The sequence below is a fragment of the Chryseobacterium ureilyticum genome (genome assembly GCF_900156735.1).
Classification (GTDB): Bacteria; Bacteroidota; Bacteroidia; order Flavobacteriales; family Weeksellaceae; genus Chryseobacterium; species Chryseobacterium ureilyticum.
Window position 1 is genome coordinate 1 of the sequence record NZ_FTOL01000014.1, and the last position, 16,014, is coordinate 16,014.

18 protein-coding genes and 1 riboswitch are annotated in these 16,014 nt (G+C 34.8%); of the genes, 8 read left to right on the plus strand and 10 right to left on the minus strand.

Annotated features, from left to right (window positions below; translation table 11 throughout):
• Positions 1 to 258 precede the first annotated feature (258 nt).
• The 7 genes from BW983_RS22515 to BW983_RS22545 all read right to left on the minus strand — a co-directional run bounded on the left by BW983_RS22515 (position 259) and on the right by BW983_RS22545 (position 4,324).
• Positions 259 to 576 carry a barstar family protein gene (locus BW983_RS22515; RefSeq protein WP_076554006.1) on the minus strand — a complete coding sequence of 106 codons (318 nt, stop codon included), beginning with the start codon at positions 574 to 576 and terminating at the stop codon, positions 259 to 261.
• A gap of 120 nt (positions 577 to 696) precedes the next feature.
• Positions 697 to 1,215 carry a ribonuclease domain-containing protein gene (locus BW983_RS22520; protein ID WP_076554007.1) on the minus strand — a complete coding sequence of 173 codons (519 nt, stop codon included), beginning with the start codon at positions 1,213 to 1,215 and terminating at the stop codon, positions 697 to 699.
• A gap of 66 nt (positions 1,216 to 1,281) precedes the next feature.
• Positions 1,282 to 2,076 carry an NAD(+) synthase gene (gene nadE / locus BW983_RS22525; RefSeq protein ID WP_076554008.1) on the minus strand — a complete coding sequence of 265 codons (795 nt, stop codon included), beginning with the start codon at positions 2,074 to 2,076 and terminating at the stop codon, positions 1,282 to 1,284.
• A gap of 12 nt (positions 2,077 to 2,088) precedes the next feature.
• Positions 2,089 to 2,622: a GNAT family N-acetyltransferase gene (locus tag BW983_RS22530; RefSeq protein ID WP_076554009.1), complete on the minus strand. Its 534-nt coding sequence runs from the start codon at positions 2,620 to 2,622 to the stop codon at positions 2,089 to 2,091.
• Positions 2,622 to 3,143: a GNAT family N-acetyltransferase gene (locus BW983_RS22535; RefSeq protein ID WP_076554010.1), complete on the minus strand. Its 522-nt coding sequence runs from the start codon at positions 3,141 to 3,143 to the stop codon at positions 2,622 to 2,624. Before BW983_RS22535 ends, BW983_RS22530 begins: the two co-directional genes overlap by 1 nt.
• Before the next feature lie 7 nt (positions 3,144 to 3,150).
• Positions 3,151 to 3,672: a GNAT family N-acetyltransferase gene (locus tag BW983_RS22540; protein ID WP_076554081.1), complete on the minus strand. Its 522-nt coding sequence runs from the start codon at positions 3,670 to 3,672 to the stop codon at positions 3,151 to 3,153.
• 13 nt (positions 3,673 to 3,685) lie between these two features.
• On the minus strand, positions 3,686 to 4,324 hold the full coding sequence (locus BW983_RS22545; RefSeq protein WP_076554011.1) for a leucine-rich repeat domain-containing protein: 639 nt from the start codon (positions 4,322 to 4,324) through the stop codon (positions 3,686 to 3,688).
• 52 nt (positions 4,325 to 4,376) lie between these two features.
• Between BW983_RS22545 and gldB the strand changes: the two genes are divergently transcribed.
• The 8 genes from gldB (at position 4,377) to BW983_RS22585 (ending at position 10,863) form a co-directional block, all read left to right on the plus strand.
• The gene (gldB, locus tag BW983_RS22550) at positions 4,377 to 5,360 is read left to right on the plus strand and encodes a gliding motility lipoprotein GldB (RefSeq protein WP_139329338.1); all 984 of its coding nucleotides are present in this window, start codon (positions 4,377 to 4,379) and stop codon (positions 5,358 to 5,360) included.
• A gap of 32 nt (positions 5,361 to 5,392) precedes the next feature.
• A complete protein-coding gene (gldC, locus tag BW983_RS22555) occupies positions 5,393 to 5,716 on the plus strand; it encodes a gliding motility protein GldC (protein ID WP_065396111.1) in 324 nt (107 codons plus the stop codon).
• Between the two features lie 97 nt (positions 5,717 to 5,813).
• Positions 5,814 to 6,953 (plus strand): cystathionine gamma-synthase, encoded by a 1,140-nt coding sequence (locus BW983_RS22560; protein ID WP_076554012.1) that lies wholly within the window; start codon positions 5,814 to 5,816, stop codon positions 6,951 to 6,953.
• Positions 6,954 to 7,021: 68 nt separating this feature from the next.
• Positions 7,022 to 7,468 carry a GNAT family N-acetyltransferase gene (locus BW983_RS22565; protein WP_076554013.1) on the plus strand — a complete coding sequence of 149 codons (447 nt, stop codon included), beginning with the start codon at positions 7,022 to 7,024 and terminating at the stop codon, positions 7,466 to 7,468.
• Between the two features lie 46 nt (positions 7,469 to 7,514).
• Positions 7,515 to 8,027, plus strand: coding sequence for a DinB family protein (locus BW983_RS22570; protein ID WP_076554014.1), 513 nt, complete (start codon positions 7,515 to 7,517; stop codon positions 8,025 to 8,027).
• 310 nt (positions 8,028 to 8,337) lie between these two features.
• The gene (locus tag BW983_RS22575) at positions 8,338 to 8,886 is read left to right on the plus strand and encodes an L-threonylcarbamoyladenylate synthase (protein WP_065396115.1); all 549 of its coding nucleotides are present in this window, start codon (positions 8,338 to 8,340) and stop codon (positions 8,884 to 8,886) included.
• 174 nt (positions 8,887 to 9,060) lie between these two features.
• On the plus strand, positions 9,061 to 9,405 hold the full coding sequence (locus BW983_RS22580; protein ID WP_076554083.1) for a nuclear transport factor 2 family protein: 345 nt from the start codon (positions 9,061 to 9,063) through the stop codon (positions 9,403 to 9,405).
• Between the two features lie 36 nt (positions 9,406 to 9,441).
• Positions 9,442 to 10,863: a CCA tRNA nucleotidyltransferase gene (locus BW983_RS22585; protein WP_076554015.1), complete on the plus strand. Its 1,422-nt coding sequence runs from the start codon at positions 9,442 to 9,444 to the stop codon at positions 10,861 to 10,863.
• Between the two features lie 231 nt (positions 10,864 to 11,094).
• Here BW983_RS22585 and BW983_RS22590 read toward each other — a convergent pair whose 3' ends face one another.
• The 3 genes from BW983_RS22590 to pafA form a co-directional block, all read right to left on the minus strand.
• Entirely contained in the window at positions 11,095 to 12,141 is a 1,047-nt protein-coding gene (locus BW983_RS22590; RefSeq protein WP_076554016.1) for a YncE family protein, read from the minus strand.
• Between the two features lie 5 nt (positions 12,142 to 12,146).
• Complete coding sequence (locus BW983_RS22595) at positions 12,147 to 13,988, minus strand: TonB-dependent receptor plug domain-containing protein (RefSeq protein ID WP_076554017.1); 1,842 nt, start codon at positions 13,986 to 13,988, stop codon at positions 12,147 to 12,149.
• 33 nt (positions 13,989 to 14,021) lie between these two features.
• A riboswitch (cobalamin riboswitch) is annotated at positions 14,022 to 14,198 on the minus strand.
• A 124-nt stretch (positions 14,199 to 14,322) separates the two neighbouring features.
• Positions 14,323 to 15,969: an alkaline phosphatase PafA gene (pafA, locus tag BW983_RS22600; protein WP_139329348.1), complete on the minus strand. Its 1,647-nt coding sequence runs from the start codon at positions 15,967 to 15,969 to the stop codon at positions 14,323 to 14,325.
• Positions 15,970 to 16,014: the final 45 nt, after the last annotated feature.

Sequence of the window (16,014 nt, forward strand, 5' to 3'; positions counted from 1 at the left end):
ACGATTTTCTGCAATTTTATACAACATTTTTAAGCGAAATTTGATAATAAAATATTGAATATCAAATCGTTGTATTTATTTTTAGGAATGACTAAGTAATATATTGATCAAAATGCAAAAAATTTCATCCTAAACTTAGACGTCTATATAATTTATTCATGCATCCGTGGCAAAAAAATATAATTCTCTGAGTCTTAAAAAATAAAAGAGGTTATTTTATTTATAAAACAACCTCTTTATTATTATTTCAATCACAGATTAATCTTCAGTTTCTTCTTCGTCTTCATCATCTTCATCATCTTCATATTGCTCAAGATAGTAGCTGAACGTAAAATCCTCAACTTCTTCGTCCGCATCTTCCAGCGTAGTCAGAAGATCTTCAAAAATTTCTAACTGATCTACAGTCATGTTAACGAACTCAAGGTGAAATGGCATTTCCAAATCTCCGGTAATGGTATCAAAAAGCGCATCAAGATTATCTCCAAAATGCTCTGGAAGCTGAACTTTTTCCTTAAGCTGAGTATAAAAATCCTCATAATCGCCTATGTCTGTAAAATCTATATATACTGTCTTCATATTGTTAAACTAAATTTCTAATTTTCACACAAATTAAATAGATGAAAAATATTTTTCAAAGGTAATACTTATCCTTATTCTAAAGCAAATTTATATAGATCATTGCCTCGTCGCAAAGACTTACTGTTTTTCGAAGCTTTTGTAATGGTTTTTTGTAAGGTATACCTCACCATTTTTAGTATAAATAATACGGTCTGCATTTCTTCCACCACATTGGTAATTTACATCTGCTTCGAAGTATTTTTCTCCATCGGGTAATTTTCCTTCTCTGTTTCCGAACTTATCACCTCCAATTGCTTTTCCGGGAAGTACATCACAAAGATTCCCCTGCGAAGGGTTCCAGCCTTGTTTTCTTGCTTCTCCTTTTGTGATATAATAATCGGGTAATCTATGGTTTTGTTTTACATAACTGATTACCGTTTTTTCTTCTGTAAGTTGATCAATAGAAGCTTGAACTGAGGAACTTTTTCCACTATTATATTCATCCAGAGAAGAACTTCCATAGCTTACAGTTTCCGTTTTGGAAGAGCCTGAATGATCTTTTTTATCTTCAATAAAATTTTTATAGACATACATCACAGACATTCCGAAAAGAAGTCCGAGACACATGAAAAGCACTGCTCTTATTTTACTGTTCATAGCAATAGGTTTATTAATGTAACAGCCATTGGTAAACTACTACATTGTTATATTATTACATTTAATTTATGATTCTCTCCACTCTTCAGGAATATCACAGATTGGAATAGGTTCCATTTTATGTTTTGCCGCTTTATGCATTCTGTCGAAGATTAGGAATACTTCTTTATCTCTCCCTTCGTAGTCATCTGCTGTTTTGGTTCCGTATTCTTTCTGAATTTTCTCTAATTCCGGGTAAGTTGCTCCGATCTGTTGTTCATCTGTTCTGTCCACATCCCAAAGTCCGTCCGTCGGGATCGCTTCCTGAATACTTTTAATAAGATTTAATCCTTTTGCCAAAGCATAAACCTCCGTTTTATAAAGATCTGCAATTGGAGAAACGTCTACTCCGCCATCACCGTATTTTGTATAGAACCCGATACCAAAATCTTCTACCTTATTTCCGGTTCCACATACGAGAAGCCCGTTCAGTTGTCCGTAATAATAAAGAGTCAACATTCTCAAACGGGATCTTGTATTGGCAAATGCCAGTTTCTCATTTGGATAAAGCTCTTCATTTACATCAAAAGTTTTGTAAAGTTCTTCAAAAGCAGGTGTCAGATCTACGGACATTGTCTCAACATTTGGAAACCTTGATTTCAGGTCTTCCATATGATCTTTTGCACGGTCTACCTGATCAGCTTTCTGGCGGATCGGCATTTCGATCAGTAATGTTTTCAATCCTGTCATAGCTGCCAATGTAGAAACCACTCCGGAATCCACACCTCCTGAAACTCCTAATACATACCCGTTCACTCTGGCTTTGGTTGCGTAATCTTTTAGCCATTCAACGATATGATCTATCACTTTTTGTGTCTGCATCGTTTATATTTTTTAGTCTATTCCAAATTCTTTAGGATATTTCACTATCCCTTTTCTATTTTTTAATCCGTCAGGTACAAGTTCAATTGCCATTCCATTTTCTTCCGGAATGTCAAACGGAAACGAAATTCCAAAATTACTTGTTTTTTCGTAACCAAACTTTGGATAATATTTTTCATGCCCGATCAGGATCACAGATTGATATCCCAGTTTTCCGGCAATATCATGTCCTTCACGGATAAGCTGCCCGCCAATTCCCTGATTCTGAAACTCAGGTTTTACGGAGACGGGTGCCAAAGCTAAAGATTCAAAGGATTCCGAACCGTTTACAATTTTAAGTTTTGTAAACAGAATATGACCTGCAATGTTACCATTTTCATCTTCGGCAACCAGTGAAAGTTCAGGAATAAAAGCTTCGGAATCTCTTAATTTCTCAACAAGAAAATGTTCCTGATGATCACTATGCTCCATTTCTCTAAAAGCTTCTTCTGTCAATTGGAAAACCTGTTGATAATCCTTTTCCTCTTCCTGTCTTATTGTTATCATTAAATATATTTTTCACGTTTTAGTTCATACCAAGAACACTTAACACCCGAGTCTTCAAATTCTCCTGTATTTTCAAAACCCATTTTAGTTAAAATATAATTGGAGCCTTTATTTCCGGCATCAGCAAAAGCATAAATAGTTTCGGCATTTAATTCATTAAAACCATATTTCAATGTAGCATTTGCAGCTTCCCATGCATATCCTTTTCCCCAAAACTCCGGAATGAATCTATATCCTAAATCCAAAGTTTCTACATATCCGTTTATAGGTTCTTTTAATAATTTTAAACCGCACCATCCTATCAGTAATCCGCTTTCTTTTTCTATTACTGCCCATCTTCCTGTACCATTTTCTTCATATTGTTTCTGAATCATTTTAATAATTTCTTTTGATTCTTCCACGGTTTTTACGGGAGTCCCAAGATATTTCATCACTTCAGGATCAGAATCCATAAGGAACATACGTTCGGCATCCGTATCTTCAAGTTTTCTTAAAATCAGCCTTTCTGTTTCTAGTATCATACCTTTTTTATTTCTTCTCTTTTTTTAATTCATACCAAAAGCAAATACCATCCGGTTCTTCAAATTCACTTGTTTTTTCAAAGCCCAGCTTTCTTAAAATATGATTGGAAACGTCATGTTCAGAATGAGCATAAGCATAAATAGTGTCTGCATTCAATTCATTAAAACCATACTCCAGTGAAGCAATTCCCGCTTCTACAGCATATCCTTTTCCCCAGGATTCAGACAGGAAACGATATCCCAATTCCAAAACATTCTGATGACCATTCGTCTCTTGGGTTAATAATTTTAAGCCACTCCAACCGATCAACAATTCGCTTTCTTTTTCAATAACCGCCAATCTTCCTACTCCGTTTTCGTCATATTGCTTTTGGATCATCCTGATAAGATGTTTGGATTCTTCAATGTCTGTTGACACCGGTACTCCGATATATTTCATAACTTCTGGATCAGAATCCATGAGAAAAATACGTTCCGCATCAGCTTCTTCGAGCTTTCTTAAAATAAGTCTTTCAGTTTCGAGTATCATGGTATTATTAGTTTTATTCTTCTGTTCCAAAAATAGTGACATCAGTTTTCAATCCTTTTTTAATATCTGCTTCTTTCATCTTATTTCCTCCTACATTTAACGTCTGTAAAGCCGGATTTCCTGAAATATCTAATTTTTGAATTTTGTTATGTTCAATGTTCAGCTTTCTTAAATTTTCAAGCTGAGAAATATCTATTGCTTTTAATTGATTTAAAGATAATGTTAATTGATCAATTCTTGGTGTTCCTTTCAGTGAAATGCTTTCCAGAAGGTTATTATCTACATATAAAGAGGCAAGCCGTATCAGATTTTCTGCTTTAAATGAGGAAATTTTACATCCTGTACATGAAAACAGATCCAGTTTATCAAGATTTTTCAAATTAACAGTTGGAATCGAGTTATCATCAAGCATGATCATTTTGACATTCTTAAAGAAGTTCAGGTCATCTGTAGAAGTAATTCCTTTTTGAACCAAAAATAAATTATTCACCCGCTCAGCTTCAGGCTGATCTATCATTCCGTCTTTATTCATATCGAAATTTTCAACGACTGCCTTTTCAAAGTTTTTGTCTTTAAATTCAAGCTTTTGCCCATAAAAAACAGCCAATCCTGAAATAAAACTGAGGACTGTAAATATTTTAATTTTCATCATGAATTGTCTATTTAATCCTTATTTTTGTAAACTTAAAATCCATGTAAAAATAATGAAGATTTTCAGATATATTGCCCTTTCTTCTGTTTTAGTTGTGGGACTGAATTCCTGCAAAAAAGAACCTGAAAACCAATGGAAAGTAGAGGTAAAAGAGACTTCCGGAAAAATTGAAATGACGGATATTTCCAAGGAACTTTACAACCCTAATGTACCTTTAGATCAATTTAAAGCTCAATTCCCGTGGTTTCAGGGAACGGTTTCTGATGCAGATTTTTCAAAGAGAAGAGCTGATGCTGAAGAAATAAAAATCTATAAGGAAGCAATCGGAAAGATTGATCAGGCTAAGTTACAAAAGGAACTTCAAGATTTATTTTCACATATCAAATATTACTTCCCACAATTTAAAAATCCAAAGGTATATCTGTTTTCATCAGCATTGCAAATGGTACAGGACCCCATCTTTTATGATGAAAAAGGAAATCTTTTATTCATAGATATTTCAGGTTTCATGGGTGATGGCAATACTAATTATAAAGGATTGGAACTTTATTTCCAAAAATCGATGAATCCTCAGAATATTGTACCTAAGGTTTCCAGACTTTTTGCTGAAAATATTATAACAGAATCTGCTGACCATCAGAAATTCATTGATCAGGTAATTCTTAACGGAAAAGTAATGATTTTACAGGATGCTTTTCTTCCGGACTTCCCTGATTATCTGAAAATGAATTATACTCAAAAGCAATATGAATGGGCGACTTACAATGAAGCCAACATCTGGAATTATTTTGTGGAAAGCAATTTGCTGTTTGGAGATGATCCGAGATTGGGAGAACGCTTTATTGCTCCGGGACCATTTTCAAAGTTTTATACGGAGATAGACAATGAATCTTCACCACAGATCGGAATTTATACAGGATGGCAAATCTGCAAGGCTTATCTTAAGGAAAAACCTGAAACGAAACTGACAGATTTCCTGAAAATGGATGCCACAACAATTTTTAATCAGTCCGGTTATAAACCGAAACTTAAATAATAGAAAATTTAGAATTTAGAAAAAATAGAGAAATGAGAAAAACTCAGATTACGATAGATGTAGAGCTTGATGAGAACCACGTACCTGAAAATATCACATGGAATGCTCAGGACGGCGGTATTGAAAAGCAGGAAACAAAAGCTACAATGATCTCTGTATGGGATGATAAAACAATGGAGGCTTTAAGAATTGATCTTTGGACAAAAGAAATGCCGGTAGATCAAATGAAGATGTTTATCCACCAAATTTTAATATCTTTAGGAAGCACTTACCAGAGAGCAACCGGCGAAGAGGATATCGCTCAGTGGATAGAGGAATTTGCAGAAGAGTTTGCAGTAAAATCAGCAATTAAGTAATAACAATTTGAAAATTTGAGAATGAAAGATTTATTTTAAAAGTATAATCAACTCATTTTCAAATTACTATATTTTCAAATTATCAAATTATATCAATATGAATTTTAATACAAAAGTAATTCACGGAGGGCAGCATCATGAGTCTGCAACAGGTTCTGTAAATGTTCCTGTATTTTTAACCTCTACGTTTGCACAGAAAAGCCCGGGAGTACATTCCGGATATGAATATTCAAGAGCTGCCAATCCTACAAGACAGGCATTAGAAGACTCTTTAGCCAGTATTGAAAATGGAGCGAGAGGTCTAGCTTTCGGTTCTGGACTTGCAGCTATTGACTGTGTTTTAAAGTTATTAAATCCTGGTGATGAAGTAATTGCTGTAGATGATCTTTACGGAGGTACTTACAGAATGTTTACAAGACTTTTTGAAAAATATCAGTTGAAGTTCACGTTCGTAAATTTTGATGATGCTTCAAAAATTGCTGATGTAATCACTGATAAAACTAAACTGATCTGGGTAGAAACTCCAACGAACCCATTGATGAAATTGGTGGATATCAAAGCTGTTGTAGAAATTGCAAAAGGAAAAGATATTTTAGTAGCAGTAGACAATACTTTTGCTACTCCTTATATTCAGAGACCAATTGATTTGGGAGCAGACATCGTAATGCACTCAGCAACAAAATATCTAGGTGGACACTCTGATGTCATTGCCGGAGCACTTATCGCGAAAGATGCTGAACTAGGAGATAAACTTCACTTCATTCAATTTGCGAGTGGTGGTATTTTAGGACCTCACGATTCTTATTTGGTATTGAGAGGAATCAAAACTTTAGCTCTAAGAATGCAAAGACACTCTGATAATGGTCTTGCTGTGGCTAAATATCTTGAAACTCATCCGGCAGTTGATAAAGTAATTTATCCAGGTTTAGAGTCTCACCCTCAATATGAATTGGCAAAATCTCAAATGAAGGAATCCGGAGGAATGGTTTCATTCACTTTCAAATCCGGAAAAAAAGAAGATGCTATCAAATTCTTAGAAAAAGTAAGAGTATTTACCCTTGCTGAATCTTTAGGAGGTGTAGAATCTTTAGCTAACCACCCTGCTTTAATGACTCACGCTTCTATTCCAGCAGAAAAACGTGCTGAATTGGGAATCACTGATGACCTTGTACGTTTAAGCGTTGGTATTGAAGATGCTGAAGATCTTATTGCAGACCTTGAGAAAGCTTTTTCTTAAAACATCAAATAAATAAAAAATGAGAAGGATTCAATATCTTTCTCATTTTTATTATCACACTATACATTATGAAAAATACGAGAAAAGCAATCATTACTGATGTGCCTCAGCTTGCAGAGCTTTTTGACCAATACAGAATATTCTATCATAAGGAATCAGACATTCCTGCTGCCATTAAATTTCTTCAGGAAAGAATTGAAAGTAAGGATTCTGAAATCTTTGTTGCGGAAGAAAATGGCTCATTAACAGGTTTTGTTCAGTTATATCCCATTTTTTCATCTACAAGAATGCAGCGTTACTGGCTGTTAAATGACCTTTACGTCAATGAAAATTATAGAGGAAAAGGCTATTCCAAAGAGTTGATTGAGGAATCAAAAGAACTATGCAGAACTTCAAACGCTTGCGGAATTCTTCTTGAAACCGGAAAAAGTAATGATATAGGAAATCAATTATATCCGGCTTGTGGATTCGAACTTTATGATTCTGTAAACTTCTATGAATGGACCACTAAATAGTTTTTCTCATATTATTAAATCCTTCGATTATTAAAATTTTAAAACCATGACAGATTTTCAAAAATACATTCAAAGATATTTAGACCAGATCCCTTCCGGAGATTGGTTACATGAATTAAAAATATCAGAAGATAAAACCATAGGAATTTTCTCTAATCTTACCGAAGAACAGTCTAAGTTTGCTTATGACGAGGGAAAATGGACTTTAAAAGGTGTCCTTTTACACCTAGCAGATACTGAAAGAGTTTTTCAATACAGAATACTTGCCTTTGCAAGAGGTGAAAAAGCCAATCTTCCAGGGTTTGACGAAAATGAATACGCTGATAATTCTCATGCCAACGAAAGATCTCTCGAATCTCTTGTAGAAGAATATAAATTAGTAAGAGCATCCTCTAAAATTCTATTGGAAACAATGAATTCTTCTGCTTTGCAAAATACAGGTATTGCCAATGGACATGAAATTTCGGTAGAAACAATCGGGAAATTGATTATCGGACATAATTATCATCATGTGAACATTATTGAGGAAAGATATTTATCCAAATTGGGTTGGATGTAGAATTGTAGGTTTTGGCTAAAGCCGGATGGTATTTATTTTATTGTTGAGCGGGCTAACGCCCATTCCTATTGAATTTGATCAATAATATAAAATCATTTCAAAATAATACAATTAAATTTATTTTTGAATCTAAGTAAAAATATATTCATCATTAATATATAAACATTAATAGGAACGGGCTTTAGCCCGTTTTTATAATTAAAAATCATCCATCGGATTCAGCTGAAACCTTAAACATTTACCTCATTATTTTTTGTCTAAAAAACACAGATTTTCTACCTTTATCAACTGATTTGAATTCGATACAATTATGGAACATATTATAGAAGTATTAAAATCCGGCGGAACCATCCTTTACCCTACTGATACTATTTGGGGAATTGGTTGTGATGCTACTAATATAGAAGCTGTCAATAAAATTTTTGACATTAAAAAGCGTGAAAAAAACAAGTCTATGATCATTCTTGTAGAATCTGAAAAAAGACTTCAGGATTTAGTGGATGTTCCGGAAATGGCTTGGGAAATTATTGATTTGAGTGAGAAACCGGTAACCATTGTTTATGAAAACCCAAGAGGGTTGCCTAAAGAATTGCTTGCAGAAGATGGCAGTATCGGGATAAGATTGGTAAAGAATGATTTCTGTAAAAAATTAATTACAAAACTGAATAAACCCTTGGTTTCTACTTCGGCTAATTTCAGTGGTGAAAAAAGTCCGTTGAAATTTTCTGATATTTCTTCTGAAATCGTTGGACTGGTAGATTATGCTGTGGAGGAAGATAGAGAAAAAGTTTCAAAATACTCAGGTTCTTCTGTGATCAAAATATGGAATGATAATAGAATTAAAGTTCTTAGAGAATAAAAAAACATAAGCTTTTGGGTAAAACTTGAAGGAAACAGTCTAACAACAACTTTCAGCCTTCATCTTTTAACTTCCCTACTTTATAGATTTTTTAGAGTCTTGTCAGTTTATATCGGCAAGATTTCTTTTTTTTAATTCTATCTTTGCAAAACCCAAACTCGTAAAATGTGTGCTATGAATCATCAGGAATTCGCTAAAATGTGGATTAATGCCTGGAACTCTCATGATTTGGAAAATATTCTCTCTCATTATTCTGAGGATATTGAAATTACAACACCAATGATTGCTCTTGCCACCGGAGGAAAAGAAAATTCTTTGAAAGGAAAAGAAGCCGTTCGTGAATATTGGAGGAAGGCACTGGATAAATTTCCGGATCTACATTTTGATCTGATTCATTCCACAGCCGGAGTAGATTTTGTAGCATTATTTTATAAATCTATTATGGACAAACATGCTGTAGAGGTTATGTTTTTTAATGAAGAAGGGAAAATAAGTAAAATGTACGCTCATTATGATTAATGAACGGCATTGGTAGAAATTGACGCTATTAAAACGATGAAAATTAATCTTAATCAAAATAAGAATTTAAAACTTTTTAAAATAATTTCTGAAGCTGCAGAAAGGAATAATCAGTCGGTATATATCGTCGGAGGTTATGTTCGTGATCTTCTGATGAAGAGAAAAGCTTCTACGGATATCGACTTTGTGACGGAGCAAAGCGGTATTGAGCTGGCTCAAAATGTAGCTCAGGATATTGATCCTAAATTAAAGGTTTCCGTATTTAAAACGTATGGAACAGCAATGATCAAATACAAAGATCTTGAACTGGAATTTGTAGGAGCGAGAAAGGAAAGCTACACCGAAAACAGCAGAAAGCCTGAAGTAGAAGGCGGAACTTTGGAGGATGACCAGAAAAGAAGAGATTTTACCATTAATGCAATGGCTATTTCTTTAAATAAAGATAATTTCGGGGATCTGATTGACCCTTTCAATGGTATTGATGATCTGGAAAAGGAGATTTTAAGAACACCTTTAGAACCTGCTCAAACTTATTCTGATGATCCATTGAGAATGATGAGAGCGGTACGTTTTGCCTCCACTTTAAACTTTACGATCGAAGAAAATTCATTAAACGCTATCCAGCAGGAAGCAGAAAGAATCAAGATTGTTTCTATGGAAAGAATCATGGTTGAATTCAACAAGATTATGTTGTCAGAAAAGCCTTCTGTAGGATTGAAATTAATGGAACAGACAGGACTTTTAAAGCTTATTATTCCTGAATTGATTGAACTTAAAGGTGTAGAAGAAGTGGAAGGACAAACCCACAAAGACAACTTTTACCACACTCTTGAGGTCGTAGATAATATTTCTATGAATACTGATAATCTTTGGTTACGTTGGTCGGCATTACTTCACGATATAGGAAAAGCTCCTACGAAAAAATTTGTAGAAGGAACGGGATGGACATTTCACGGACATGAGTTTTTGGGTTCCAAAATGGTAAAGACTCTTTTCCAGCGATTGAAATTGCCATTAGGAAGCGATATGAAGTATGTTCAGAAAATGGTGAAGCTTTCATCAAGACCTATTGCATTGATCACGGATGACGCATCAGATTCTGCTTTAAGAAGACTGTTATTTGATGCCGGTGAAAACCTTGAAGATCTTTTTACACTTTGTAAGGCAGATATTACCACGAAAAACTCCAAAAAACAGGAGAAATTCAAGAAAAATTTTGAATATGTGGCTGTTAAGATCAAAGAAGTAGAGGAAAAGGATCAGGTAAGAAACTTCCAACCTCCTATCACTGGAGAGGAGATTATGGGAATGTTTAACTTACAACCGGGACGTGAGATTGGGATCTTAAAAGAAAAAGTAAAAGAAGCGATCCTTGAAGGTGAAATTCCTAATGAAAAGGAGGAAGCAACAAAGTTTGTCATTGCCGAAGCAGAAAAGCTGGGATTAAAAGCAAACTAGATCGTGATAAATAAAAAAGACGGTTGGATATTTTTATCCAGCCGTCTTTTTTGTGTGAATTTGTATGGATTATTTTTTAACTAGATAGGAAAATAGCCTTTGAATAAAACCATTCATTAGGTTCATGTATATACCAAAGCCGGGCGGGTTCTAATGAACCCGCCCGGAAAAAAACACAAATGATGAAAAAATAAAAAATTATATTAAATACTTCATCGCGTATTTAATTTCTTAGTTCCAGAATACTGAGTTAGAAGAAATTCCTGCAGAGAAAGTCTTAACGATAGATCCTGAAGTATTGTAAACAACAATTTTGCTACCTTCTGTAAATCCGTTTGCATCAGAAGTAAAGATTAAACCATTCACTACATTGAATCCATAAAGATCTGAATATTGGTGAGCACTAGCAGCTACAGTAAATAAAGGTGAAGTAGGTGCTGCTGTTGCAGTCATATCCATAGAATACACATTTCTATCTGAAGTGAAGTAAAATTTCCCGTTTGAAATCTCTAAGTTCGTAGCATCTTTAATTCCTGTTAAAGTTGTTGTTTTTGTAATATCACCCGCACTTGAGATCTGATAAATATAAGAGTCTGCAGTACCTGCTGCGATAGCATAAACAATCTGATTGTTTGAAATAATCTTTTTGATATTTTCTCCGTTTGGTGTAGAAATAGTCTTATCAACAGTATTAGTTGTAGTATTGATAAAAGAAATCTTAGTTCCAAATCCTGCTGTAGCATTCTGCACGAAGATATTACCACCTGCCTCTACAATTCTTTCAGCATTATCTGTAAAAGGAATTTCTTTAACTAAAGAATTATCAGATAATTTATAAACACTTACAGATTTAGCTCCCAGATACTTATCATTGGTTACATACATATTATTTTTAGCAAATGTCATGTAACGAGGTGTTTTCAATCCTGCTGTAATTTCACCAACAGATTTAAAGCTAAAACGGTTAACGATCTGAATTTTGTTTGAGTTATTCAATAGCAAATAAGCATTATTACCATTGAAAGCAATCATTTGTAAAACATCACCTAATTTTGCGCCTCCATTATTTGCGCCAAAAATATTGTCCTGTTTTAAGCTTAAGTCTGAGCTCACGAAAGTTACCTCTGCATTAGGCGTACCATAATTACCTTCATTGGCAATTAAGAATCCGTTTCCGTAGAACATTTCCTGTTCAGAAGTACTGTCTGTACTACAAGATGCAACTCCTAAAAGAAGTGCAAAAGCAAAAAGTAGATGTAAAAATTTGTTCAGTTTCATATCATTTAAAAATTAATTGTTGCGTAAATACTAAAATTTCTCTTTGGCATAGGATAATCACGTACAGTCTGATAAACAGTATTTGTAAGATTATTCACTTTAAAACCTAATGTATATTTTTTCAGAATATCGGCAGAAACTCCTGCATTTAAAAGAACGTAAGGATCTATAGCCTTTGTTCTATCCTCATCCGTTGTAGTATAAGTAAGCCCATTGATAAGCCCTTGAGCATAAATCCTAAGGAAATCAAACCTATAATCTACAGACCCCACAGCTTTATGTAAAGGAACATAGGTCATCTGCATTTGGGTATCCTTATTAATAGACTTGGAATACGTATATCCTGCATTGATTTTCAGCCCATGTCTCCCGAAATTTTTATTCCAGGTTATCTGAGACTCCAGCCCATAGGATTCTGCATTATTTGTATTGATCGGTGCCCAATACCCATAAGGCGTAGGAAGCCATCTGATAAGATCTTTAATATCCATGTAATAAGGACTCAGATTAACCTTAAAATCTCCAAACCTAAATTCATGATTCATATCCACATTGGAAGAGGTCTCAGACTTTAAATCCAAATTCCCTCCGGGTTGCCAGTAAAGATCATTAAAAGATGGAAATCTAAAGTTTCTCGAAAAACTGGCGCTCACATGATACCATTGTAAAGGAGTCCATTTTCCTGAAAAGGAATACAGAAGCGGAGAAGAAATTCCTTCCACAAAATCCTTCTTGATTCCTGCTTCAAAACGTAAATCTTTATTTACAAAATATCTTATCATTCCTGCTAAAGATCCTACATTACGGCTGATGGTTCCAATTCCGGTTGCATAGCCCTGAGCCTTATTCACCTGAAATTCTCCGATAGCATTAAAATTGATTTTAGGAGTAATGAAATAATTAAAATCGTTTTTAAAAATATAATTCTTTCCCTCTGCACCACTTGTTTTAGGTAGATTAAGCGCTGAGAAATACTGGAAATTATCCTCAGTATAGGCAGCCTTCAGACTATTGGAAAGATTTTCTTTATTAACATCCCAGGAAATGACACTACGTAAAGTCTGAGCATTATATTTTGTTCTGTTACCGTTTGATTCGTAAATAGGATAATGTTGTGAAGCATCAAATACTTGACTTTGCCAGGAAATGGTCTGATCATGGGCAATTTTATAGGCAGCCCCTACATTAAAGGTTGTATTATAATACCTTCCATTAATATTCTTGAATGGTGTAATACCTGTTACATATTCCGGAACCTCATAATCATTTGCGCTTACAGCATAATTTACAGAAGCCTTAAAGCTGAATTTTTCATTACTGAAAGATCCTTTAACAAAATTATTAAAAGTACCGAAAGATGCCACCTCTGAAAAAAGAGAGCCATGAAACCCTTTATTAAATTCAAGAATATTGTTCAGGTGAATACTCCCTCCTATAGCTCCCGAGCCATACGTAACACTTCCTCCGCCTGCTTTTACTCCGATCTGGTCATATCCGAATAAAACAATATTATTAACGTCACCCTGACCTAAAAAGTTAGAATTGATATTAATCCCGTTCCAGACAAAGGCAGTCTGCTGAGCCGTAGTTCCTCTAAAAGAAGGTGAAGAAACCGCACCACGTCCGTTTTCTTTAATATAAACATCAGATTGAAACCTCAGCAGCTCAGAAAGATTACTGGAGTTTTTTTGCATCTCTGAAGGAGTGATGATTTTTATAGGATGAAACTGCTTCACCTTATTCATCTGACTGTCGAAAATATAAATGGTATCAATTGATTTCTCCTGACCGAAAAGAAAACAGCCATAAGACGACAAAAACAGTACTAAAGATCTTTTTATATTCATATCCTTCTACTTTTCCTCCGAAAGCAATATGTTTTATTGATTATCATTCTGGCAGGTCTCCTGACTTTCGCTTTCTGTGCCTTCCCGTTTTATACAGTGGCTTTTTACAGAAATTTTTATTGCGATTTACAGTTGCGGGGACAGTCTGGGCATTTCACCCAATTCCCTTTTCATTCCAATATACTGGAAACCAAAATTTTTGCAAAGATAGTTTTTTAAACGTATTAGCCAAAAAAGGAACTTATGCTCTACCCTTTTCCTTTTCATATATTCTAAAATAAAAAGCTGCTTCCAATAATGAAAGCAGCTGTATATTGATAATAATTCTATTCAATTATTTACCCATAACTTCTGTGATTGGATTTCCAACATTTCCGCTTGGGAACTGAATTTTCAACAATGAAGAAACAGTAGGCGCAATATCGGTCATATGATAAGCCTTGTTACTTTCTCCCTGTTTTACTCCCCATCCCATAAAGATTAACGGAATGTGTGAATCATAAGAGTTCCATACACTGTGTGTAGTTCCTGTCTTAGAATATGGAGGAAGCATAGAATCATGAGAGATCAATTGAATATCTCCGCTTCTCTGTCTGTTGATTCCGTTAATAATTCTCTGTTTGATCGGCTCCGGAATGCTGGCTTCCTGAACTCTGTCTACAGACACCGCATATAAAACAGTAGGATCTTTTTCTAGTTCTTTTACCGTAAAGTTTCTTACATCATCCAGCTCAAGTTTGCTGTCTGCCAATACTTTTCTGTCAAAATAGATCTGATAATTGTCAATCGCGTTGATCAGCTTATCAGCTCCGAATTTATCTTTAAGCTTTTGATTAAGATTCTTTTCAGCACCTTCTCCGAAGAAACCTGTCGGGATTTTATGTTCTTTCAGGAATCCTACAGAATGTGCACCACCATGGTCAGCAGAAAGGAAAACGGTATATTCTCCTTTTCCAACTTTTGAATCCAGGTAATTGAAGAATTGTGCTAAATCCTGATCTAATCTGATATAAACATCTTCTACCTCAATAGAGTTTGGTCCGAATTTATGTCCTGCATAATCCGTAGAAGCAAGGTTGATCGCTAAAAAGTCTGTAATATTATCACCTCCTAATTTTTCACCTTCCACAGAAGCTTCCGCTAACTTTAATGTCAATGTATTTCCAAAAGGTGTATAACGAATATTATCTTTTTTAGTCTGATAATCTTTAGCAAGATCATTGTAAGGGAATGTTGGAGTTTTTGCACTCCCTAATAAACCTTCCCAAGGAGAATTGTCAGGAGCACTTTCCGTATACTGGTTGATTGGTAATAAAGTGTTCCAGCCGTTTGCTACCAGTTTCTCAGGCAAATTCTGTGAGTTGAATGACTTCACCCACTGAGGAAGATCACTCATATACCATGTACTTGAAATAAAGTTCCCGGTACTGTCGTCAAACCAGAAAGCTCCGTTTGGTGTATGTCCTGCAGGAAGAATAGAGGCTCTGTCTTTCAAAGAAACTCCGATTACCTTTCCCTGGAAGTTAGTTGCTAATCTCAATTCATCAGTTACTGTTGTAGACCAAAGATTTTTTGGAGAGTGGCTTCCTGTTTTTGTATTCGTTGTTCCTACCGGCTGTACGCTGTCATCCGCTGTACAATATACTCCTTTACCCGTTTCCTTATCCGTCCAGTCATTTCCGGCAATCCCGTGAATAGCCGGTACAGATCCTGTATAGATACAAGTATGTCCTAATGCCGTAATGGTAGGAACATAAGGAATATGTACGTTATTTAAAGAATATCCTGTGTTCAAAAGTCTTTTGAAACCGTCATTACCATATTTATTGTAAAAACGGTATAAATAATCCCAACGCATCTGGTCTACTACAAGACCTACAACTAATTTGGGTCTCTCTAATTGAGAATTTTTGACCTTCTGTGCATTGATCGTAACTACGGACATGAAAGTAACTGCCGCAATTGAAATTTTCCTAAACATCCACGTAAATTTTTTATTCATCACAAATTTAGGGGTTTTGAAAGT